We start from the raw sequence: 23,964 nt of genomic DNA, 5'->3' as shown, positions 1-23,964 counted from the left end.
CCTATTTCCTCCCGAACAATTTCTCGACATCGTCCATCGCGAGTTTGACCCACGTCGGCCGACCGTGATTGCACTGGCCGCTGTGCGGCGTAACTTCCATTGTCCGCAGCAGCGCATTCATTTCGGCGACGCTGAGCGTGCGCCCCGCGCGCACCGACCCATGGCACGCCATCGTCGCGGCGACCAGTTCGAGCCGCTCGCTAAGCCCCAGCGCCGCATCGTAACCGGCAAGATCGTCGGCGATGTCGGTGACAAGTTTCTGGCAGTCGATCGTACCGAGCATCGCGGGCGTCGCGCGCACCATCACCGCCGCCGGGCCGAAGCGTTCGAGTTCGACCCCGAGCGCCGCCAATTGCGGCGCCGCCGCTTCGAGCCGGTCGCACGCGGGTTCGTCAAGCTCGACCACCTCGGGCAGCAGCAGGCCTTGCGAGAGCACCGCCTGCCCGCTCATCCCGCGGCGAAGCTGCTCGAGCACCAGCCGCTCGTGCGCGGCATGCTGGTCGACGATCACGAGCCCGTCCTCGGCCTCGGCGACGATGTAGGTTTTCGCAATCTGGCCGCGCGCGATGCCGAGCGGATGCGATTCAGCTTCGGGCACCGGCGCGGTCGCGGGTTCGGCGCGGCCGGCGATCGGTGCCGGTGAAGCGAAAGGCGTCAGCCGGTCGTAGACACGCGCGACATCCTCGGCGCGCGGCGCGATATCGGCGCCGAACAGGTGGACCGCGGGTTCGGCACGGCGCGCGAAGAGGAAGCCTGTCGTCGGTTCGGGCGCGACGGGCTCCTGCTGCCAGGCCGCGAGCGCCGCCTCGGCGGGGCGCTGGACGCTGCGGAAACCATGTTCATCGAGCGCGCGGCGAAGCCCGCCGACGATCATCCCGCGGATGAGCTGCGGGTCGCGAAAGCGTACCTCGGTCTTTGCGGGATGGACGTTCACGTCGACCTCGCTCGTCGGCACGTCGAGGAAGAGCGCGACGACCGGGTGGCGATCGCGCGCGAGCAGGTCGGCATAGGCGCCGCGCAGCGCGCCGACGAGCAGCCGGTCCTTCACCGGGCGCCCGTTGACGAACAGATACTGGTGATCGGCGATACCGCGATTGTAGGTCGGCAGGCTGATCACGCCGCCAAGATGCACCTCGCCGCGATCGATATCGACGCCGATGCTGTTCGCCGCGAGTTCGCGCTGCGTCAGCGCCGCGACGCGCGTCAGCTGATCCTGCCCGCCCTGGACGTCGAGCACGCGGCGCCCGTCATGTTCGACGGTGAAGCCGATATCGGGGCGCGACATTGCGAGCCGCCGCACGGCGTCGAGGCAGGCGGCATATTCGCTGCGCCCGCTGCGCAGGAATTTGCGCCGCGCTGGAACGCGCGCGAACAAATCCTCGACCATCACGCGCGTGCCCTTTGCGAGCGCCGCCGGACCTTCGGCGACCACTGCGCCATTGTCGACCACGCGCTTCCAGCCGTCGCCGCCCTGCGTCCGGCTTTCGAGCGTCAGGCGCGCGACGCTCGCGATCGAGGGCAAAGCCTCGCCGCGAAAACCCATCGTTATGACATCCTCGATCGCATCGGTCGGCAGCTTCGACGTCGCATGGCGCTCGAGCGCGAGTGCCATGTCGGCGGCGCTCATCCCGCAGCCGTCATCCTCGACCTCCAGCCGCAAAATTCCGCCCTCGGCGATTCGCACCGAAATGCGAGTCGCGCCCGCATCGATGGCGTTTTCAACCAGTTCCTTGAGCGCTGCGGCGGGTCTTTCAACCACTTCACCGGCTGCGATCCGATTTACGAGCTTTTCCGGCAGGCGACGTATTGACATGGGGGCTCTCCTAGCGCAGTCGGACGCAAATCGCGACCCACCCGCACAGCCTGATCTTCCTGTCCAGCCAGCCGACCTCGGCAGAGCCGGAATCTCCCCCGGATTTGGTCCTGTCGCCGGAACGGGAACGCGCAATTTTGACGACGGTGGTGCGGCCCGTTCCCTGACCGCGCTGTCGATGACAGGAAGCAGTATCGATGTCCTTCTTTTCCCGCTGGTTCAAATTCAATTCGCAAGACATGGCTATCGACCTCGGCACCGCGAACACGGTGGTCTACGTTCGCGGCAAGGGCATCGTCCTCAACGAACCCTCGGTCGTTGCGGTTGAAACGCTGAACGGCATCAAGCGGGTGAAGGCGGTCGGCGACGACGCGAAACTGATGATGGGCAAGACCCCCGACAGCATCGAGGCGATCCGCCCGCTGCGCGACGGCGTCATCGCCGACATCGACGTCGCCGAACAGATGATCAAGCACTTCATCACCAAGGTGCACGGCGGCAAGCCCAACGCGTTCCGCAGCCCCGAAATCGTGATCTGCGTTCCCTCGGGCTCGACCAGCGTCGAACGCCGCGCGATCCGCGACGCAGCATCGAACGCCGGCGCCAGCGAAGTGTGGCTGATCGAGGAGCCGATGGCGGCCGCAATCGGCGCCGACATGCCCGTGACCGAACCGATCGGTTCGATGGTCGTCGACATCGGCGGCGGCACCACCGAAGTCGCGGTGCTCTCGCTCCGCGGCCTCGCTTACACCACCTCGGTCCGTGCCGGCGGCGACAAGATGGACGAAGCGATCGTCTCCTATGTCCGCCGACACCATAATCTGCTGATCGGTGAATCGACCGCCGAGCGGATCAAGAAGGATTTCGGCATCGCGCGTATCCCGGCCGACGGCACCGGCATGACGATCCACATCAAGGGCCGCGACCTCGTCAACGGCGTGCCCAAGGAAATCTCGATCAATCAGGCACAGATCGCCGAAGCCCTGTCCGAACCGATCGGCACGATCGTCGAAGGCGTGCGCATCGCGCTCGAAAACACCGCCCCCGAACTCGCGGCGGACATCGTCGACCAGGGCATCGTGCTCACCGGCGGCGGCGCACTGATCGCCGAACTCGACGAACTGCTCCGCGACGCGACCGGCCTGCCCGTCACCGTCGCCGAGGATCCGCTGACCTGCGTCGCGATCGGCACCGGCCGCGCGATGGAAGACCCCGCCTTCCGCGGCGTGTTGCAGCAAGCCTGATCGGTTAAGCTGGAACCATGGTCCGCCCGGCACATCGACGTCCGGGGCAATCCCGAAAGGCGCAGTACAGCCTGTTCGTTGCCTATGTCATCGCGGTGACCGGGGCAGTGGCCGGGCTGTTGCTCGCGATCCTCTCGGTCGTTGATCCCGTCGGCTTCGCCCAGTTGCGCGTGGCGAGCCAGGAAATCACCGCGCCCATCGCGCGCGGCACGCGCTCGGTCATCGGATCGATCTCGGGCATCGACGACACCGTCGGAGCCTATGTCCGCGCGGGCACGCAGAACCGCAGGCTGCGCAAGGAACTCGCCGATACCCGGCGCGAGCTGGTCGCGACCAGCTCGCTGCAGGAAGAGAACCGCCAGCTGAAAGCGCTCTTGAAACTTCAGGAAACCGACAAGACCGCGCTCGCCAACGGCTATCTGCTCACCTCGACCTCGACGAGCAGCAAGCGCATTGCGCTGCTCAGCATCGGCCGCAACCTCGGTGTCGCGGCCGGCCAGCCGGTGCGCGGTGCCGACGGCCTGATCGGCCGCGTGCTCACTGCGGGGCCCTCGGTCTCGCAGGTGCTCCTGCTCACCGATGTCGACAATATCGTGCCCGTCCGCCGCGCGCGCGACGGCCTGCCCGCGCTCGCCAGCGGCCGCGGCAATGGCGACCTCGACATCCGCACGCTCAACATCGCGAACAATCCGTTCAAACCGGGCGACATCCTCGTCACCTCGGGCACCGGCGGCCTCTATCCGCCCAATATCCCGGTCGCGATCGTCGTACGGCGACAGGATGATGGCGCACTCGCCCGCCCTCTCGCCGACCCCGGCAAGGTCGATGCAGTCTCCGTGCTGCGCCCCTATACCCCCGACAATATCGAAGCGCAGGGCCGGCCCGGACCGGCAGCCGCCGCCCCGGCGCCCGCGAAAGCGCCATGAACCGGAAGGGGCCGCGCCTCGGCGAACCGGCATCGCTGTGGCGGATGCGCATCGTGCCGATCGCGAGCGTCATGTTCGCCTCCGCGCTGCCGCTGATGCTGCCGCTGATCGCCAATTCGCCGGTACTGCCGCCGCTTGGACTCTTGTTCTTTCTGTGCTGGCAATTGCTGCGCACCGAGATGTGGCCGGTCTGGATCGGCCTGCCGCTCGGTCTGTGGGACGATCTGTTCAGCGGCGCGCCCATCGGGACCGCCGTCGGCCTGTGGACCGTCGCCAGCATCGCGATCCACTATTCGTCACAGCGTATCTATTGGCGCGGCTTCTTTCACGATTGGGCGCTCGCCGCCCTGTCCATCGCGATGATCCAGTCGCTAGCCGCACTGATCACCCATCCGCATGCCGAAACAGGTCGCGTGCTCGGGCTCGTCGTGCCCCAGATCGTCATTTCCGTCCTGCTCGTCCCGCTGTTCATGCGCCTGACCGGCATGTTTGACAATTTCCGCCTGAGACGCCGATAAAATTCCGATGCCCAAGAAGAAGAGTCCGCCGATTACCGAAGCCTGGAGGGGCATAACCTTCACCCGCCGCGCCCTGGTGGTTGGCGGCGCACAGGCGGCGGTCGGCGTCGCGCTTGCGGCGCGGATGGCTTATATTTCGGTCATCGACAATGATCGATACGTCCTTGAATCGGAAAGCAATCGCGTCAACCTGACGCTGATCCCGCCGCGCCGCGGCTGGATTGTCGACCGCAATGGCAAGGCGCTGGCGAACAATCGCGTCTCGCTCCGCATCGACATCATCCCCGACCGTTTGCACAACAAGGATATGGTACTCGGCCAGCTCCAGACGCTGCTCCGGCTCGACGGCGACGCGATGGAACGCATCAACCGCGACCTCAAGGCCGCGTCGGGATTCCAGCCCGTCGCAGTCAAGGAGGATATGACCGAGGCCGAATATAGCTCGATCCTCGTCCGCCTGCCCGAACTGCCCGGTATCGCGCCGCAACGCGGCTTTGCGCGCAACTACCCGACCGGCGCAGCGGTCGGCCATCTGATCGGCTATGTCGGTGCGCCGAACGCCGAGGAATATCAGAAGGTCAAGGATCCGCTCTACATCACGCCGGGCTACAAGATCGGCAAGGACGGGCTGGAGAAATATTTCCAGGACATGCTGAAGGGCCAGCCTGGCGCGCGGCGGGTCGAGGTGACCGCACGCGGCAAGGTCGTCCGCGACCTGTCGACGCAAGCCGACGTGCAGGGCAAGACCGTCCATCTGACGATCGACGCCGACCTGCAGGAGTTCGTCGCGCGGCGCATGGGCCGAGAATCGGGCGCAGCGGTCGTCATCGACTGCCAGAACGGCGATATCCTGTCGTTCGTTTCGATGCCGAGTTTCGATCCGAACAGCTTTTCGGACGGGATCAGCAATTCAGAATATAGCTGGCTGCGCGGCGACGATCACCAGCCGCTGATCAACAAGGCGACGCGCGGTCTCTATCCGCCGGGCTCGACGCTGAAGCCGATGGCCGCGATCGCCGCGGTGGAACATGGCGTCGACCCCAGCGAACGCCACACGTGCATCGGTGGATACCGCCTCGGCAGCCGCTTCTTCCGCTGCCTCGGCACGCATGGCAGCGTCGACATGGCGACCGCGATCATGAAAAGCTGCAACAGCTATTTCTACTGGCTCGCACACCGGCTTGGCTATGACGCGATCGCGCCGACCGCGCGGTTGCTGGGGCTCGGCGAGGAATTTCAGCTCGCGGGCAGCAACCAGCGTTACGGCACCATTCCCGACAGCGCGTGGAAGATGAAGAAATATGACCAGCAATGGTCGGCGTCGGATTCGCTGAACGCCGTGATCGGCCAAGGCTATGTCAGCGTGAACCCGCTGCAACTTGCGGTCATGACCGCGCGGATCGCATCGGGCCGCCGCCTCTATCCGCGCCTCGTCAACCGGCAGTTCAAGAACGAGCCCCTGCCCTTTTCGGCCGAAGCCCTCGCGGCCGCACGCCACGGCATGGACCTCGTCGTCAATGGCCCGGGGGGAACCGCCGGGCGCAGCAAATTGCCGCTCGACGGGATTGCGATGGCGGGCAAGACGGGCACCGCGCAGGTGCGCGGGCTCAACACCGGTAACGGCAAGGCCGGGACATGGAAGTTTCGCGATCACGGCCTGTTCGTCGGCTTCGCGCCGGTCGACAATCCGCGCTACGCAACCGCCGTCGTGATCGAACATGGCATGGGCGGATCGCGCGCGGCAGCACCGGTCGCCAAGGATTTCATGACCTTCCTCTTCGACCGTGAAAAGGCGATGGAGGCTCTCACCACCTTCGAGGCCGGCTGGGGCGGCACGATCAAGGAGCGCATGGACCGCGACTATGCCGCGTGGAAGGCGGGCGCGAGCAAACCCGATCCGGAGATGCCCCCGCAATGATCCCCGTCCCACCCGCCATCCAGCGCATTCCGTGGAAGCTGATCGCCATCCTCGGCGGCATCACCGGATTCGGCCTGCTCGTCCTCTATTCGGCCGCCGGCGGCAACTGGTCGCCCTGGGCGCTCCAGCAAGGCATACGCTTCCTCGTCTTCCTGAGCGTCGCGCTCGTCATCGGGCGCTTCCCGCTGCGCATCTTCGAGGATTTCGCCTATATCGGCTATATCGGCATCCTGATCCTGCTTCTCGCGGTCGAATTGCTCGGCTTTGTCGGCGGGGGCAGCCAGCGATGGCTCAATCTCGGCTTCATGAATCTCCAGCCCTCCGAACTGATGAAGGTCGCGATCGTCCTAGCGCTCGCGCGTTTTTATGCGCAGCTTCCGCCCGGCAATACGCGGACCTTCACCGCGCTCTGGCCGGCGCTCGTGATGATCGGCCTGCCCGCCGCGCTCGTCATGCTGCAACCCGACCTCGGTACCGCGCTCGCCATTTGCATAGGCGGCGTCGTCGTGATGTTCACCGCGGGGCTGCCCTTCTGGTGGTTCGGCAGCACCGCAGCGGCGGGGATCGCGGCGCTGCCGATCCTCTTCTCCTTCCTCCACGACTATCAGCAAAAGCGCGTGTTGATCTTCCTCGACCCTGAAAGCGATCCGCTGGGTGCGGGCTATCATATCAGCCAGTCGAAGATCGCGATCGGATCGGGCGGCATCGGCGGCAAGGGCTTCCTCAACGGGTCGCAGAGCCATCTCGACTATCTTCCCGAAGGCCACACCGACTTCATCTTCGCCACGATGGCAGAGGAATGGGGATTGATCGGCGGGCTCGCCCTGCTCCTCGGCTTTTTCCTGTTGCTGCGCTGGTCAACGCGCGTTGCGCTGAAGGCGCGGACGCGTTTCGGGCAGCTCACCGCCGCGGGTCTCACGATGACGATCTTCTTCTATATCGCGATCAACCTAATGATGGTGATGGGCCTCGCGCCCGTCGTCGGCATTCCGCTGCCGCTTTTCTCATACGGCGGCTCGTCGATGCTCACGATCATGACCTGCGTCGGTATCATTCTCGCCATCGAAAACGACAGCAAAACGGGCACCCGCCGCTTTCACTGACAAAAAAAGCGAAAAGGCCATTGCCAAGGCCATAACACCATGATAGCGGGCCGCTCTCTTCGCGACACGGAGGACTTTCCGCCGGGTCGCGAATGCCGGAAAACGGCAGTGGACGCATAGCTCAGTTGGTAGAGCAGCTGACTCTTAATCAGCGGGTCCTAGGTTCGAGCCCTAGTGCGTCCACCATTTTCCTCCTATCATCGCAAACCGGATGTTTCCCGACAACGGATGATTTCCGTCTCCTGTCCGATGCCGGATCCACAAGTGCAGCATCCCGTCCATCCCGAACCGGCAAGGGAAATGCGTCCGGCTATTTTACAGGCATCGCTACGCGCATCTCGATCATCGCGCGGTTCTTGCGACTGATCCCCCAGAGCATCCCCGGCTGGCCTTCGTCCCAGTCGATCGCCTGCCCCTCGGCCTCCATCGGCACCGTCGCGATATGGTCGAGCGTCGCGCCGCCCTTTGGCAACCGCGTGACATAGAGTTCGGGCAAATCGTGCCCCGACAGCCACAGATTCCCGTCGGGCCCGAAGCCGCCGCCCGAAATGCTCATCGGTGCGATGCGTGCGAGGATCGTCGCGGGCAGCGCCCAGCTTTCGGTACGGCGCCATTGGGGATCGAATTTGACGAGCGTGGTGTGACGATGGTCGCGCGGCGGTTCGCCGCCTTTCGCATCATAATTGGCGAACATGCCCCACCAGTGGCCGTCGTGCCAGTCGACCCAGGTCAGCGAGCCGGTCCCCTGCCCCAGCGACACCGTACGCTTGTGCGCGAGCGTGACAGGATCGAATATCTCGACCGAGCTGGCGTGCGGCACCGCGGGAAAATTCGACGCCGCGCACACCAGTTCGGCCTTGATCAGCGCGCAACTGTTGATGTGCGGATAGCGGGCGGGATCGCCCTCCCAAAGTTTCACGCGCTCGCCGGTCTTGCGATCGTAGCGCGCGATCGTCCAGTTCGCGACGGCGTAGATGCCCGCGGGGCCCGCCGCCACGCCCTGCCGCGCTTCGGCGGCGGGGATGCGGCGGACGGTCTCGGCCGCCTCGCCCTGCGGAACCGCAGTAGCGGGCGTGGCGGCGGTCGATGCGAGGAGCAGAAGCGCGCCGAACATCAGAAGTTCGCCGCCACGCCGAACCAGAAGGTGCGGCCATATTCGGCCGATTCCTGGAGATAGGCCTGCCCCGGTCCCACGAGTTCGCGGCGGCCTTTGTTGGTGAGGTTCTGACCCTCGGCATAGAGGGTGACATTCGGCGTCAGACGGAAGTTGAGGTTCGCGTCGAGCGTGCCGCGGCTCTTCCAATATTGGTCGGCGTTCGGGATCGTGTCGTTGATCGTTTCGAGGAAGCCGCCGATGTAATTATACGACAGCCGCGCCTCGAATTTGTCCTTCTGATAATAGACCGACGCATTCCACACCGTGTCGGGCTGGAGGAACAGGCCTGTCACGCGCGGGCCGACGCTGGTCAGGAAGGTGAATTTGGTGTCGAGGAAGGTCGCGTTCGCGCTGATGCCGAGGCCGTCGAACGGATCGGGCAGGAAGGTCAGCGCCTGCTGGAGATTGAGTTCCAGCCCCTTGATCGTCGCGCTTTCGGCATTGCGCGGTTCGGACACCAGCACATCCTCGGCCCCGCGGCCAACGTCGATCATCTCGACGCTCGACAGGGTGAAAATCTCGTTCTTGATCTTCTTGTGGAAGAGCGCGGCCGAGATGACGCCGTCCTTGGGATAAAATTCGAACGACAGGTCGAAACCACGGCTTTCGCGCGGCTTCAGCCCCGGGTTGCCACGCGACAGCGTCGGCTGGCTGCCGTCGAAGCTCAATGTTTCGGTCGCGGCGATCGAACCATAGTCGGGACGACCGATCGTGTTGGTATAGGCGCCGCGGATGACGAAGCGGTCGGCGACGTCCCAGCGGATATGGAAGCTCGGAAGCCAATTGTCATAGCTGCCGTCGGTGGTGATCTCGGTCAAAGTCGAGCCGACCGCGCGGAAGGCGTTCGACGAGATGTCGGTGCGTTCATAGCGCAGCCCGCCGAGCAGGGTGACATTGCCGATGCGTGTGCTGCCCTGAAGATAGGCGGCATAGACATCCTCGCTGACGTCATAATTGCCTGCGGCCGAGGCGACCGTCGTCGTGAAGCTGCCCTTGTTCGCTTCGTAAAAGGCCGGGAACGCATCGGAGTCGATGCGGATCGGGATCGTGAACTGCCCGCGGATCGGCTTGGTCGGGCCGTCGGTGACGACCTCGTCCAGCGTGTAGTCGAAGCCGCTCGCCGCCTTATAGTCCGTGCGCGGGTTGCTGTTCTCGCGGTCGGTCAGGCGGATGACGCCGCCGGTCTTGAGCTTGACTCCGCCATCGTCGCGGTCGTCGCCCCATGTCAGGTTGAGGCGGAACTGGCCGCTCTTTTCGAGCGACTTCTGAAGGTCGCTGCGCTGCTGCTGAAGGTAGAAATTCGTCGGATCGACGGCTGCCGCCGCATTGGTCGGGGTGAACACCGGATAGAAATCCGACGTGTCATAATGGAAGGCATAGCGCGCACCGTTGGCGTCGCGGGTGCGGAACTCGATGCTTTCGTTGGGGACGCGGAGGCGCCCGAGCGAGAAGACGGCGTCGCCATCAACCTTCAGCGTCTCGCCGGCGTCCCAATCGAACGCGGTGCGGCCGAGCGCGACAAGGCGCTTGGTGATCGGCTGGTTGAGCTGGATGATGATGCGGCCGCGTGCGAAATCGCCGCTGGTCGGGGTCTGGTTCGCGACATTGCCGAGCGGTTCGATGCGATATTCGATGCGCTCCTCGTCATCCTCGGTGCACGCGACGACGCCCGACAGCTCCCAGCGAAAGCGGTCCGAGGGGCGCCATTCGAGCTTCACATTGCCGCCGGTGCGCTGCTTGGTGTTATTGTACCAGAACAGGCGGTGCTGGGTCGGCACCTGAATGCCGTTGCCTGTCGGATCGCCCGAATTCACCGCAGTTCCGTCCGCCCTATATTCGCGCACCGAGGGGCTCGCGACCTCGATCTGCGGAATGTCGTAATCGAGCTGCTCCTGACTGGCGCCGACGACGATGCCCCATTCGTCGTTCGCACCGAAGGTCGTACCGGCGGCAAAGGCGATGCGGTACGACGGCTTGCTGTTCCGCACGTCGCCATTCTGTTCGTATATGCCATAGGACGCGACGCCGTTGAAGAAGGCACGCTTCGCGTCGAAGGCGCTGCGCGTCGCGATGTTGATGATGCCGCCGATGGCGTTGGCGTCGTTCTCCGGCGTCACCGTCTTGATGACCTCGATACGCGCCGCCATCACCGAGGGGATGATGTCGAGCGGCACGGTGCGCCCCGTCGAGTCGACGCCCGACACCAGCGCGCCGTCGACGGTCGTGCGGTTATAGGTCGACTGGAGCCCGCGAAGCACCGGGAAGCGCGGCTCGCCCTGATCCTCCTGCACCGAAAGCCCCGGGATGCGGCGCAGCGCGGCGGCGGTATTATGGTCGGGAAGCTTCCCGATATCGTCCGACGAAATCGCGTCCATCACGATGAAGGCATCGCGCTTTTCGGCGGTCGCTTCATATTGCGCGCGGCGCTGGCCGGTGACGACGATCGCGTCGCCGTCGGCGCCCGCTTCCGCCTCGGGCAGCGTGGCCGGCGCCGGCTCGGACTGCGCCAGCGAGGGCGCGGAGAAGAGGACGGCCGAGCACAGCAAAGCGACCCGGAAATTCGGGAGAGGCGTTTTCATTTTGGTGATTCCCCAGACGGTGTTGTTGTCGGGGCGGCAGATAGGAACGCGCGGCGTCAGCGAGGTGACGGGACCGTTGCGACATGATGAAGGTTACATATCAATTTGATGACGAAGGTGGCGCGTGGCGGCCCAACGTCATTCGGCGTCGCTTTGCCGACGCGAAAGGGAAGAGGCCGAGGCGACGGATGTCGCCTCGGCCTCTCACCGCGGGAACCGCTTCTGATCGGGTCGCGTGATCAGAAGGCGATACGCGCAGTTACTCTTGCGCCATGGACATTGCGGTCCGACGCCAGCGTGCCCGTGTAGGCTGCGCCGACGCGGAACAGGCCCGAGGTGAATTCAAACCCGGCTTCGACCTCGGCCGAGTTTTTCGGAATTGCGGTGCCGAGAATATCAAACGCCGGACCACCGGTTGCGAAGCGCGACACGATGGGCGCGGCGCGGTCACCCGACGCTCGGTTCCATGCCGCCGAGACATAGGGCTGGAAGCCCGGTTCTCCGGCGTTCAGTTGCGCACGTGCGCCAAGGCTGAAGAAGGTCGTCTTCTGATCGGCCTTGCCGACGGCAAGCGCCGCAGTTCCGCCGGTTTCGGCGAAGGCATCGCTGCCCGTATCGACATGCGCAAGCCGTGCAAAGGGCGTGATCGCGGCCTTGCCGGTCACGATCGCATAGCCGATTTCACCGAAGAGCTGCAGCGTATCGGCGTCACGCTTCGATTCCAGCGTCTGCCCCGGCAGCGTTCCGCCGATCGTGCGGTTCGTGTCGATCTTGTGCCAGGCATAGCTGACCCCGATCGTACCGCGCAGACCGGCGTCCGCCCCATATGTGGCGTGCGCTGCGAGATATTTGCTGTCGACATCGGAGCTGTCGCTGCGGCCGCTGAAGCGGAAGTCCGAACCGCCGATCCCCGCCGACAGTGCAGCGGCGAAACCGTTGCCGCCAAAGCCGAAGCCCGCAATCAGTCCCTTGTGATCGGTCTTCATCGCAAAATTGCCGCGATTGGCGTCGAAGTCACCCCAGCCGCCGAACGCCGAACCCCACACGAACGCGCCACCTTCTTCGGGTGCCCGCAGGCCGAGCAGCGCATTGCGAAGGTGACGGCTGTCATCGGTCAGGCCGCTGAGCGAACTGGCGAGAATTTCGCCCGACAGGTCGCCGAAGCTCGCCTGCGCCATCGCGGCATTCTGGACCAGCACCGCTTCGTAAAAAGCGTTGTCGGGACCCAGCGCCTGAACGGCGCTGGCGACGCTGGCCTGGTTGAAGCCGATCGCGACATCGGCAAAATCGATATCGTTGCGATAGAGCGACAGCGTGACCGAATTCGCACCGTAACGCAGAAGCGGATCGAGGAAGGCGAGATTGCTCGTCACCGTTCCGAACGTGCCCGTCACACCGCCCGCCCCGGTCAGGATCACATAGTCGGTGCGCGGATTGTAGGTGCCATTCTCGGCGAGCACCGCGACGCTGGCAGTGCTTGCGATCGTGACGGCGCCCGTCGCATCGATGCGGTCGGCGGCGCCCGCGGCGTTAACTTCGACTTCATAGGTCGAGCCGGCAGCGAAGGCGAGATCGCCGTTGACCGTCAGCTGTCCGATCGAATTGCCCGGACCGACCTTGCCTCCGTCGCGGATCGTCGTCGAGCCGACGCTGCCATTACCGCCGAGCGTACCGCCGTCCTCGACGGTGACCGACGACACGATCGAACCATTGACCGCAAGCGTCCCGCCATTGACCGTCGTCGGGCCCGTATAGCTGCTGTCGCCCGTCAGATTGAGCGTCCCCTCGCCGTCCTTGACGAGACTGCCATTGCCCGAGATGTCGCCGCCGAATGCGGTGTTTCCGTCCTGCGTCACCGTCAGCTGGCTGTCGCCGATGACGACGCTCGCGCCCTCTTCGCCTTCAAGTCCACCGATGGTCTGGTCGGTGCCCGTGATGTCGAGCGTACCGCCCTCGCCCAGGCTGAAGTTGGTCTCCGGGTCGATGATCCCGCCGATCCGTACCGATCCACCAAGGATGTTCGTCACGCCCTGGAAGGCATAATCGCCCATGAAGGTCAGGACGCCGTCGCCCTTCTTGTCGAGGATGCCGCTACCCGAGAAGGCGCCGAGGAAATCATAATCGTCCGAGCGGTTGAAGACGAAGCGACCGTCGTTGACGATGTTGCCTGCGAAGCTGCCTTCGGTTCCGCCGGCACCGAGCTCGAAGAACCCATTGCCTTCGGTCTTTACATCGCCCTGCAGCAGCCCGGTCAACACCAGCCCGCCGTTCGAAATGACGGTTCCGCCGGTGTGCGCGATATTCGCGGTATCGACGGTGAACACGGCATCGCCGATCAGTTGCAGGCGGCCGCTGCCATCGATCGTCAGGTCGTCGAGCGCGGACACCGTCTCGTCGGCCCCGAAGTTGAGCACGAGCAGGCCATCGGTCCGCACGCTCGATGTCAGGATCGGCGACGTGGTGTCGCTATTACCCAGATCGACCTCATTGACCTGGAGCGCCCCGCCCTCGGCGATCGAGACATTGCCGAATTCGCCGACATATCCCGACGTCGACCAATAGCCCGCCGCGACATCGAGCGCCTCGAAGCCGCTCGCCACGGTCAGTTGCTGCGCCTCGGTCAGTTCGAGGATGTCGCCGTCGAGCGTGAGCGTATCGACGCCGTCGCCCGCATCGATAAGGCCCGAAATCGCGCTGCCGGTCTTCAGCGTCACCATGTCGTCGAACGCGCCGAGCTGCGCTGCGACGCCGTTGCTGCCGGTGATCGTACCGCTGTTGACGAGATTGGTTTGCGTCGTCGATTCGATGCCGGCTCCGGCGCTCTGGATCGTGCCCGCATTGATCAGGTCGAGCGTGCCCTCGCCGCTGGCGTAGACGCCATAGGCACCGCCTTCGATCACGCCGTCCGCGCGGTTGTTGATCGTCACATCGCCGAGCGTGCCATGGAACACGCCCGCCGCCGCTACACTGCTGATCGTGCCGCTGTTATCGAGCGTTGCCGTCGAGAGGTCGCTGCCGAAACCGACGCCATAACCGTTGAGCCCGTCGTCGCGGTTGCCTGTAATCGTGCCGCTGTTGACGACGCTTGCGGTCAAACCGCTGCGGTCTTCGCCGGGGTCGCTGTTGACCGCAGTGCCCTGGATGAACATGCCGCCATCGAAGCCCGATACGTTGCCGGCATTTTCGACCGCGCCGCCACCCGACAGGATGATCCCGAAGCGCGTGCCGCTGATGTCGCCGCCTTCGGCGTTGACGACGGAGGCGCTGAAATTTTCCTTCGCCTGGTCGGTAAAGGCATACATCGAAATGCCGTCGGCGAAGGCGGCGCCCTCGCCCCGGATCGTGCCGCTGTTGGTGACCGCACCGCCACCGATCAGCCGCACGCCGTCATTCGTTTCGCCAAAGATCGTGCCGCTGTTTTCGATTTCGGTGCCAAGCGCCAGGCCGACAAGCCTGCCCGCATCCTCATCGAACAGGAAGGCCGTGGTGATGCCCGCGCTGGCGCCCGAAATGGTCCCGCTGTTGGTGACGCTCGATCCCGCCGTTCCGATGGTTATGCCGGCGTCAGGCGGCGCAGCGAAGCCGTCATAAGTGCCGTTGCCACGGATGATGCCAGCATTGTCGACCGTCAGCGTGCCGGTCGCACCGCTGTAGATGCCCGAGGTCGCGCCGGTGATCACCCCACCCTCTTCGTTGGTGACGGTCAGGTCGGCGCGCGAGCCGTGGCTGACGCCTTCGGCGAATTCGCTCGTGATGGTGCCGCTGTTGACCAGCGTTGCGGTCGACATGTCGCTGCCGAAACCCACGCCATAGCCGGTGGTGCCCGTGCCGCCGAAATCGCCAAGGCCGGTAATGGTGCCCCGGTTGACGATATTCGCGGTGAGCCCGCTGCGCTCCTCGTTCGTATCGGTGTTGAGCGCCGTACCCTGGACATAGACGCCGCCCGACGCGCCGATGATTTCGCCGTCGTTCACGACGTCGCCACCGCCCGACAGGATGACGCCGAAGCGAACCCCGATGATCCGGCCGTCATCTTCGTTGGTGACGAGCGCGCTGTAATCCTCGTTCGCCTGATCGGTATAGGCGAACATCGACACGCCGTCGGCAAAAGCCTCGATCTGGCCGCCGATCTCGCCGCTGTTCGTGACGCCGCCGCCGCCGATCAGCCGGACGCCATCGTCGCCATAGCCATAGATGGTACCGCTGTTGACGACGGTGGTACCGGTTGCGAGGCCCTGAAGCTGGCCTGTCGCCGGGTTGAAATAATTGGCCGTGGTGATGCCGAAGCGATTGCCCGTGATCGTCCCGCTGTTGGTCACCGAGCTGGGACCGCCCGATATGGTGACCCCCGCATCCGGCGGCGCATCGAAACCGGGGTTGAGGCCATCGCCGTGAATCGTGCCCGCATTGGTGAGGTCGAGCCCGCCAAGCTCCGCATGAATGCCCGACGCCGCGCCGGTGATCGTACCAGTCTCGCTATTTTCGATCGCCGTCACGCCGTCGGCCGTCGTCGCCGCGTAAATGCCGTCGCCCGCCGCACCGGTGACCGTACCGCTGTTGGAAACCGAAAAGCTCTCCAGATTGCCAAAGCCGACGATGCCGCCGCCGGCGACAGCTTCGATCGTGCCGCTGTTGGTGATCGCCGCGACCAGGGGCTCCTCGCCGTTCTGGATCAGCACGCCCATGCTGTTGCCGACGATCGCACCGGCATTATCCACCGTGCCTCCAGACGACAGCGCAACACCCGCGCGGACGCCGGTGATCTGGCCCTCTGCGGTGTTGGTGACGCTCGACACGTAACTCGCCGGATCCTGCCCTTCATAGGCGTACATGTTGACGCCATCGGACTGTGCGTTGTTGAGGCCGCTGATGACGCCGCTGTTGACGACCGTGCCGCCGCCAACCAGCCTTATCGCGTCATTATTGTTCCCAAGGATCGTGCCGCTGTTGGTTACCGAGCTGTTGGCGGCGATGAACTGTCCCGGGCCCGTGGGAGTCGCGGGCTGCGCGTTGGTGACGATCCCGAACTGCCCCCCGCGGATCGTCCCGCTGTTGGTGATCGACGCATCGGCGGTCATGATGTTGATGCCGTTCTGCGCATCACCGCGGATCAATCCCGCATTGTCGACCGTCAACTGGCTGAGGCCGGATTGGATACCGTTCCCGCCTGCCCCGATCTCCGCGCCCTCTTCATTGTTGACGACCAGTTCGCCGTTCGACTGGCCGAGGATCGCCGCCGCGGAGCCGATGATGATGCCGTCGTTGTTGATCGTCGTCGTTTCGAGCGCGCCGCCCGCGAGCACGCCGAAAAAGCCGAGGACGACGCCCTCGTTGTTCAGCGTCGCGCTCCGTCCCGACTGCTCGGGCGTTGCGCCCATCACGATCCCGATCGGTACCTGCGTTCCCGGAATTGTAGGGTTATACTGCCCGAAGGTGCGGATCGTGCCGCCTTCATTGTCGATCGTTCCGCCGCCCTGCAGGACGACGCCGAAAGTCTGTCCTTCAATGATGCCCGTGTCGATGTTCGTCACGGTCCCAATGCCGGTGACACCCTCTGCAATGGCATCGGGGAACTCGGTGATAGCAACGCCGATCCCGTTAACACCGCTGCCCGGTGCGCCGTTGAGACCCTGGATCAGGCCGTCATTGTTGGTGACGTTACCCCCGCCGGCCAAGGCGACGCCGGTGCCCGCTTGACCGATGATCGTTCCGGCGTTGGTAACGGTGGTGTTCGCCGCGAGCGGCTGCGGCGGCAATTCATCGTCATTTTCGTCTTCGCTGAAGAAATAGGAGGTCGCGATGCCATTCGAGCCGCCGATGATTTCGCCACTGGCCCTGTTGGTGACGCTCGATCCGGGCTGCGCGATAACGATCCCGCCGCTCGGACGACTATCGATGCTGCCGACGCCGGTGCCATTGCCCCGAATCTCGCCGGAATTGTCGACGGTGACAGGACCATTGTCGGCATAGATACCAATGTCGAGACCCTCGACATCGAGATCGTCCTCTTCGACAATAATTTCCAGCAGTTCGGGCTGGTCATTATGGATACCGAAGGATTCCTGTGCCCCGGCCGGCGCGATCATCTGGCCGATGGACAGGCCGACGACTGCGCTCGTGGTGAGCAGGCGAGATTTCGAAATGCGTGACATGATTTGTGTCCCCCTCGACATGACCGGCAAGGCGAGAGGTTCGCCGGAGAGCCAATTGGCTCTCCGACTGGTCCACCCCACCTCAATGCTATGCGCCCCCAAGCCAATCGGGTTCAGTCACCCCGGCTTTGTGCGCGATGACTAGGGGGAGGCGCGGCGCAACGTCTACCCAATGTTATTTAGGGTGAATTTGCGACGGGCCGTTGCGGTCGCCCTTGCGTTCAGGCGCCCGGGGCCGTTACGGGAAAGGATCACCGGGGGGTGGGTTGCGACAGATGCCGGGCAACGCGGAAACGCGTGCCCGCCGGGCGCCCGATGCCGCGCCTCCCCCCGGTCGGCGCGGGGGTGCTGATGAAATTAGTATACGCCATTCTTGGCTTCATGCTCCTTCTGGCAGCGCAGCCGGCGCATGCCGAAAGCGAGCGGGTGCCGTTGCTCGACCTGCGAGCGCATGAGGATGCCCCGGCGCTCGCATCATTCGTGCGGTTCGCCAAGCGGCCTGGCGCAACGAGAACGCCTCAACTGGACCAGATCCTCGCCGGTCCGCTACAACGGATCGAAGGTCCGACCATCCATTTCGGACCGCCGGGAACCCGGACAGTCGTGCTGCTGAAGGTCCGGAATGCGAGCGACGAACATGGCAGCTGGATTCTCACCACCGGCCGCGGCTCGCTCAAGCATTTCCGGCTCTACGAAGCGAAGGGCGGCGACCTCGCGTTGATCGTCGACGGCACCGATTCGGAGGCAGCACGCGAGAATCTGGGCACCTATCAGGCCTTCAGTTCGGAGCTTGTGCTCGCACCGCGGCAGGAGAAGCTGGTCGTCATCGAATTCATCTCCGAAAATTCGACTTATATGCCGCTGCGGATCAACAGCTATGGCACCTTCTTCAAGGAACGACGCGCCAATATCTCGATGGTGTCGGGTGTCGTCGTCGGCGCGCTGACGCTGCTGCTGCTCAACTTCCTCTTTTTCTCGATCACGGGATTCAGGGAGTTTCTTTGGCTTGCCGTCGCCGAAGCCTTTTTCGCCCTGAATACCGTCCATTCGGAGGGGTATATCACCATCTTCTTCCTCTACGACAAACCGCTGGTCGGCGTCGCGGTCGAGGATTTCATCAAGTGCGGCTTTGCGGGGGCGATGGCCCAATTTTGCCGAAGTTTCGTCAACACGGCGATGAATTTCCCCAAGCGCGACATGGTGCTGAAGCTGCTTGTATTCTTCGCCCTCGCGGTGATGCTGCTCCAGCCTGGGCTCGCTTTCTATCCGCCGGGCGTCCGCTTTTTCCTGCACCTTTCGGGATGGCTCGTCACCGTGGCCGTCGCGCTGTTCCTACCTTTCGTCGGCTATGCAGCGATGAAGCAGCTCGGTTACCAGTTCTGGCCGCTCTTCGTAGGCTGGGCCAGCCTCGCGCTGTTCATCGTCTATGCCGCGATCGCATCAATGGGCGTGTTTGCCTGGCTGCCCATCAACTGGCACCTCGCCGGTCCCGTCGGCCTTTTTGAATCGGTGATGGTGACGCTCGCGCTCGGATTGAACCTCAAGAAAATCCAGCAGGACAAGCTCGTCGCCGATGCAAATTACGCGCGCTCGCTCACCGAGCGCCTCGAGATCAGCGAACGCGCGCAGCAACTCGCAGAGGAAAAGGCCTTCGCGCTCGAAACGGTCAATAGCCAGAACGCGCTACTCCATGCGTCGGGGCACGACAGCCGGCAGGTGATCCTCGCGCTCAACAGCGCGGTCGACGTGTTGAAGCGGCAGGATCGGCCCGACACCGACGCCGGACTGGTCGAAATGCTTGAAAGTTCGGCCGGCTATTTGAACGAAATCGTTTCGACGACCATTTCGGGCGCCAATATCGCCGCCAGCGACAGCGATTTCGTCTCGCTCAGCAGCTTTCGTGCGCAAGCGCTCGTCGAACCCTTGTCGATGATGTTCAAGACGCTCTTTGCGCGAAAAAAGCTGACCCTCGGCGTGCAGGTCACCGGCGATGTGACGATGATCTCCGACAAACCGCTCCTGATGCGCGCGCTCGCCAACATTCTCAGCAACAGCTACAAATTTACCGAAACCGGCGGCGCCCGCATCGCGATCGCGCTCGAAAACGGGTGCGCGATCATCACGATCAGCGATACGGGCGCCGGCATGCCGCCCGACGTCGTTGCGGCGCTCAACGGCGGCGGCAGCGCCCGGATTCGCGCCAACGAAAATGTCCAGGGGACCGGATCGGGCTTCGGATCGGCCAAGCGCATCGTCGAAACGCTGCACGGAACGCTGGAAATCCTGTCGTCGACGCCCGAAGGAACCGAAATCCGGATCGGCCTGCCCGCCGCCTTTGCCGCCGTCACCCCTATTTCCACCGACGAATTGCAGGTCGAACTGACGCAATGGACGGTTCTCGATTTCGATCAGCGGAGCGATTTCGAGGCGGGGCTGACCGCGCCGGGGACCAGCCGGAACCGGGTTATCGCGCTGACCTACGACGATACGACCATCACGCGCGGACGGCTTAGCGACCTTGTCGCGATGGTCGCGATCAAGCCCGCTTGCCGCGAATTGTTACAGCACCCGCTTGTCGCAAAGGCGTCAGAGCAGGTTTAGCTCGTTCGCGCGTTCGACGATCTTGCGATTGTGCGGCGCCTCCAGCTTCCGCCTCAGTTCGGCGATGTGGAAGGACACCGTCGGCGGTGCGATCGCCAGCCGATAAGCGATCTCCTTGTTCGTCTCGCCCTGCGCAAGATAGTGGAGGATCGCCATCTGCCGCGAAGACAGTGCAACCGCGGGCTGCTGGAACTTCCCGAGCGCGTCGTTCATGTGCGGCGATATATAGATTTCGCCCGCCAGCGCCGCATCGCACGCGGCGACGATATGGTCGAGCGGATCGGATTTGCTGACGACCGCGCGCGCGCCGAGTTTCAGCGCCGAATGGATTTCGTTGAGATGCGTTTCGCCCGTCAGGATGATCACCGTCATGTCGCGCGACCCGACGATCTCCGCGAGGACGTTGATCCCCCTGACATCGGGCAGGTTGAGGTCGAGGATCACCAGATCGACCGGCTGCGACTGGACAAAGGCACCGACCGTCGCCCCCCTGTCGAGCGCGCCGACGACCGCATAGCGATCGAGCGAGCCGAACAGGAATTGCAATCCGCTCTGCGTGATGCGGTGATCGTCTACGATCAGAACATTGTGCTTCACCGTCATGCCTGCGCCCCCGCTCAGCCCGTGACAGCTATTCCGCTCATATCGAACCCGCCGCAACCCGAATAATATTGGGGATGCCAGCGGCCGCGCGACGCCCGGTCAGGCCGGTGCTGCAATCCAGCGGTCGACCTGTGCCTCCAGCACCGGCAACGGCACCGACCCGCGCCCCAGCACGACCTCGTGGAACATCTTCTGGTCGTAGCGGTCGCCGAGCGCTGCCTGCGCCTTTTCGCGCAGCGCGAGGATGCGCTGCATGCCCACCTTGTACGAGGTCGCCTGCCCGGGCATCACGAAATAGCGGCGGATTTCGGATCGGATCTTCCCTATCGGCTGCGGCGAATTGGCGGTGTAGAAAGCCAGCGCCTGTTCCTCGCTCCAGCCCTTGGCGTGGATGCCGGTGTCGACAACAAGGCGGATCGCGCGCCAGATTTCGCGGCCCAGCCGCCCGAAATCGCTATAGGGATCGGTGTAGAAGCCCATCTCCTTCGCGAGCCGTTCGACATAAAGCGCCCAGCCCTCGCCATAGGCGCCGTAGAAGTAATTCTTCCGGAATTCGGGCGTGCCGGTCATTTCCTGCGCCAGCGCGATCTGCATGTGATGGCCGGGGTGGCCCTCATGATAGGTCGTACCCTCGATCTCGTAGATCGGCGTCGCGCGCGTGTCGGCGAGATGGACATAATAGATGCCGGGGCGCGAACCATCGAGCGCGGCGGGCGAATAATGCGCCGCACCGCCCGGTTCCTCGCGGAACGCCTCGACGCGCTTGACGATCAGATCGGCCTTGGGCAGCCGCCCGAACTGCTCGGGCAGGCGTGCCCGCATGCCGGCCAGATAATCCTCGGCCTTTTTGAGATAGGTGGCGCGGCCCGCATCGTCGTTCGCGACATAAAAGCGGTCATCGCTGCGCAGGAAGACGAAGAAGTCCTCGAGCTTGCCCTCATAACCGATCTTCGCCTTGAGCGCCTCCATCTCGGCGCGGATCCGCGTCACTTCGGCGAGACCGAGATCATGGATTTCGTCGGCGGTCATGCCGGTCGTCGTCTGCAGCCGCAGCATCGCGTTGTAATAGGCAGCGCCATCGGGCAGCGCGCCCGCGCCGCGCGGGTCCTTGGCCGCCGAGGCGCGATCGGTTTCGAGCCAAGCCCTGATCCGGTCATAGGCGGGCTTCATCGATCCGGTCATCGCCTTGGCGATGCGCACGGTGAAGACATCCGCTGCCGCCGCGTCGATCTTTTTCGCGGTGACAAGCCCCGCCGCCTTTTCCTTCGCATCGGCGTAGAGCGCATTGTCGGCACCCGCACCGAACGGCGCGCCGCTCGTCAGCCGTCCGATCAGTTCGATCGACTGGTCGTAAGCGAAACCGGGCATGCGAATGCCCTTCGCCGCCGAAGCCTTGGCGCGGTCCAGATAGCCGTCGAGCGTCGGGCCGAGCGCCGTGACGCGTGCAACATAGGCTTCCATATCGGCGGGCGTGTCGACGCGGTGCTGGTTGATGAGGAAATTGGGCAGACCGGTGTGCGGGCCGTTGCGATCGAAGATATAGCCATGGCTGCGCCACTTCGTCGACGCTTCGGCGCGCTCGAGTTCGAGTACCCACATGTCGTAGGACACGCGGGCATCCTCGCCAAGTTTGGCACGGTCGAACTGCTTTTTCATCGCTGCGACGCTGCCACGACGCCATTCGAGCCGCGCCGCCGCCGCCGCATCGCCGGGGTCGGTAAAGCGGTCTTGCTGTTCCTTGCGCCCGAGGCTGGTAAGTTGTTCGGGATCGAGCGCAAGTTCGGCTTCGAATGCGGCGTCGAGGAAGGCCGTCAGCGCCGCGTCGGCCGTCCCGCCCTGCGCCGCTGCCCGCACCGCAGGCGCAGCAAAGACGCTGGTCGCCAGCGCCAGTGAAAATTCGCGTCGTGATAACCGCACCGGATTCCTCTTTTCCCTGATATCCAGGCTGCGGCGGGTTCAGCCCAGCAGCCGCTCGTTGACGACCTTGCCGCCCTGCGTCAGGCGCACCGCATTGCCGATTTCCTCGTCGAGCACGGGCTTGCCCGCTTCCTTGTCCCAGAACGCCGACAGGAAATTGAACAGGTTGCGGCTGAACAGGGCGCTGGTGTCCGCCGGCATCATTGCCGCGATATTCTTAGCGCCGATGACGGTAACCCCGTGGATCTTCTTCGCTTCGCCCGACACCGAACCTTCGACATTGCCGCCGCTTTCGGCCGCCATGTCGACGATCACGCTGCCGTTGCGCATCGTCGCGAGCTGCGCATCCGATATCAGCCGCGGCGCGGGGCGCCCCGGGATCAGCGCCGTGGTGATGACGATGTCCTGCTTCGCGATATGCGACGACACGAGTTCGGCCTGCGCCGCCTTATACTCGTCGGACATTTCGGTGGCATAGCCGCCGGCGCCCTCGCCCTCGATCCCCGCGACACTCTCGACGAAGATCGGCTTGGCGCCGAGGCTGAGAATCTGTTCCTTCGTTGCCGCACGCACGTCGGTCGCGCTGACCTGCGCGCCGAGGCGGCGTGCGGTCGCAATCGCCTGCAGCCCCGCGACGCCGACGCCCATCACAAAGGCTTTTGCGGCGCTGACGGTGCCCGCGGCGGTCATCATCATCGGAAAGGCGCGGCCATAGGCGTTCGCCGCGATCAGCACCGCCTTGTAACCGGCGAGGTTCGCCTGGCTCGACAGGATATCCATCGACTGCGCACGCGTGATGCGCGGCATGAATTCCATCGCCAGCGCCTCGATGCCGAGCTTAGCATAGTCGTCGACGCGCGCGCGCTCACCGAACGGGTTAAGCCCCGCTGCGAGCCAGGCTCCGTCGGCGAAGCCGGCAAGCCCCTTCGGATCGGGGCCCTGCACGCCCAGAATGATGTTCGCACCTTTCAGGACATCGGCGCGTTTGGCGACGCTCGCGCCGGCGGCGCTATAATCGGCATCGGCGATCGACGCATGGTCGCCCGCCCCCGATTCGACTGCAACTTCGGCGCCCAGCCCGATGAATTTCTTCACGGTTTCGGGGGTCGCGGCGACGCGGGTCTCGCCGTCGGCGAGCTCCTTCAGGACGGCGATGCGCATGCGCGAAGCCCGGTCAGGACGCGATGAGGAGGACGACGCCGACGGTGACGATCGCCGTGATGATCGACCCGATCTTGAACAGGTTGATGAAACCCGCGTAGGTTTCCTCGGCTGCCTTCATTTCCTGCTGTGCCATGGCTCTTTCCCCTTCAGCTGCCGTTTCGATGCCGCCGGCGCGCTGCGCCCGGGCCAGAATCGACCTTCGCGCCGGTCTTAGCCACGCGCTCGCCTATGCTCAATAGCCGAAGGCCGCGCCGCGTGCCAAAAGTCAAA

Annotated in this window: 14 protein-coding genes and 1 tRNA gene; 7 read left to right on the top strand and 8 right to left on the bottom strand. The window is 64.3% G+C overall.

Annotated elements, in window-relative coordinates; translation table 11 throughout:
• Position 1: 1 nt before the first annotated feature.
• Complete coding sequence (mutL, locus tag VGU00_RS08030; protein WP_327467248.1) at positions 2–1,813, bottom strand: DNA mismatch repair endonuclease MutL; 1,812 nt, start codon at positions 1,811–1,813, stop codon at positions 2–4.
• Between the two features lie 197 nt (positions 1,814–2,010).
• On the opposite strand from mutL, the gene VGU00_RS08025 reads away from it, so the two are divergent.
• The 6 genes from VGU00_RS08025 to VGU00_RS08000 all read left to right on the top strand — a co-directional run bounded on the left by VGU00_RS08025 (position 2,011) and on the right by VGU00_RS08000 (position 7,708).
• On the top strand, positions 2,011–3,057 hold the full coding sequence (locus VGU00_RS08025) for a rod shape-determining protein (protein WP_327467246.1): 1,047 nt from the start codon (positions 2,011–2,013) through the stop codon (positions 3,055–3,057).
• A 17-nt stretch (positions 3,058–3,074) separates the two neighbouring features.
• Complete coding sequence (gene mreC, locus VGU00_RS08020; RefSeq protein WP_327467244.1) at positions 3,075–3,983, top strand: rod shape-determining protein MreC; 909 nt, start codon at positions 3,075–3,077, stop codon at positions 3,981–3,983.
• Positions 3,980–4,501, top strand: coding sequence for a rod shape-determining protein MreD (locus tag VGU00_RS08015; protein ID WP_327467242.1), 522 nt, complete (start codon positions 3,980–3,982; stop codon positions 4,499–4,501). The genes mreC and VGU00_RS08015 overlap by 4 nt, the downstream gene beginning before the upstream one ends.
• A 7-nt stretch (positions 4,502–4,508) precedes the next feature.
• Entirely contained in the window at positions 4,509–6,419 is a 1,911-nt protein-coding gene (gene mrdA, locus VGU00_RS08010) for a penicillin-binding protein 2 (protein ID WP_327467241.1), read from the top strand.
• Positions 6,416–7,522 (top strand): rod shape-determining protein RodA, encoded by a 1,107-nt coding sequence (gene rodA / locus VGU00_RS08005; RefSeq protein WP_327467239.1) that lies wholly within the window; start codon positions 6,416–6,418, stop codon positions 7,520–7,522. The genes mrdA and rodA overlap by 4 nt, the downstream gene beginning before the upstream one ends.
• A gap of 110 nt (positions 7,523–7,632) precedes the next feature.
• A tRNA-Lys gene (locus VGU00_RS08000) sits at positions 7,633–7,708 on the top strand.
• Between the two features lie 124 nt (positions 7,709–7,832).
• Here VGU00_RS08000 and VGU00_RS07995 read toward each other — a convergent pair.
• From VGU00_RS07995 to VGU00_RS07985, 3 genes are all read right to left on the bottom strand, one after another.
• Entirely contained in the window at positions 7,833–8,636 is an 804-nt protein-coding gene (locus tag VGU00_RS07995) for a hypothetical protein (protein WP_327467237.1), read from the bottom strand.
• Positions 8,636–11,257 carry a TonB-dependent receptor gene (locus tag VGU00_RS07990; protein ID WP_327467235.1) on the bottom strand — a complete coding sequence of 874 codons (2,622 nt, stop codon included), beginning with the start codon at positions 11,255–11,257 and terminating at the stop codon, positions 8,636–8,638. The genes VGU00_RS07995 and VGU00_RS07990 overlap by 1 nt, the downstream gene beginning before the upstream one ends.
• A 239-nt stretch (positions 11,258–11,496) precedes the next feature.
• On the bottom strand, positions 11,497–17,409 hold the full coding sequence (locus VGU00_RS07985) for an autotransporter domain-containing protein (RefSeq protein ID WP_327467233.1): 5,913 nt from the start codon (positions 17,407–17,409) through the stop codon (positions 11,497–11,499).
• A gap of 315 nt (positions 17,410–17,724) precedes the next feature.
• Here VGU00_RS07985 and VGU00_RS07980 point away from each other — a divergent pair, with 315 nt between their 5' ends.
• Complete coding sequence (locus VGU00_RS07980; protein WP_327467231.1) at positions 17,725–20,010, top strand: sensor histidine kinase; 2,286 nt, start codon at positions 17,725–17,727, stop codon at positions 20,008–20,010.
• Here the strand turns inward: VGU00_RS07980 and VGU00_RS07975 are convergent.
• From VGU00_RS07975 to VGU00_RS07960, 4 genes are all read right to left on the bottom strand, one after another.
• A complete protein-coding gene (locus VGU00_RS07975; RefSeq protein WP_327467229.1) occupies positions 19,996–20,613 on the bottom strand; it encodes a response regulator transcription factor in 618 nt (205 codons plus the stop codon). The two genes, VGU00_RS07980 and VGU00_RS07975, sit on opposite strands and share 15 nt — an antisense overlap.
• 99 nt (positions 20,614–20,712) lie before the next feature.
• Positions 20,713–22,530, bottom strand: coding sequence for a DUF885 domain-containing protein (locus VGU00_RS07970; RefSeq protein WP_327467227.1), 1,818 nt, complete (start codon positions 22,528–22,530; stop codon positions 20,713–20,715).
• A 39-nt stretch (positions 22,531–22,569) separates the two neighbouring features.
• The gene (locus VGU00_RS07965; RefSeq protein WP_327467225.1) at positions 22,570–23,691 is read right to left on the bottom strand and encodes an NAD(P) transhydrogenase subunit alpha; all 1,122 of its coding nucleotides are present in this window, start codon (positions 23,689–23,691) and stop codon (positions 22,570–22,572) included.
• A gap of 13 nt (positions 23,692–23,704) precedes the next feature.
• A complete protein-coding gene (locus tag VGU00_RS07960; RefSeq protein WP_058803880.1) occupies positions 23,705–23,827 on the bottom strand; it encodes an aa3-type cytochrome c oxidase subunit IV in 123 nt (40 codons plus the stop codon).
• Positions 23,828–23,964 lie beyond the last annotated feature (137 nt).

Origin of the sequence: Sphingopyxis sp. (assembly GCF_035944815.1) — a bacterium.
Taxonomy (GTDB): Bacteria; Pseudomonadota; Alphaproteobacteria; order Sphingomonadales; family Sphingomonadaceae; genus Sphingopyxis.
The sequence above is the reverse complement of the archived record's forward strand: the minus strand, read 5'-3'. Positions and strand labels throughout refer to the sequence as shown.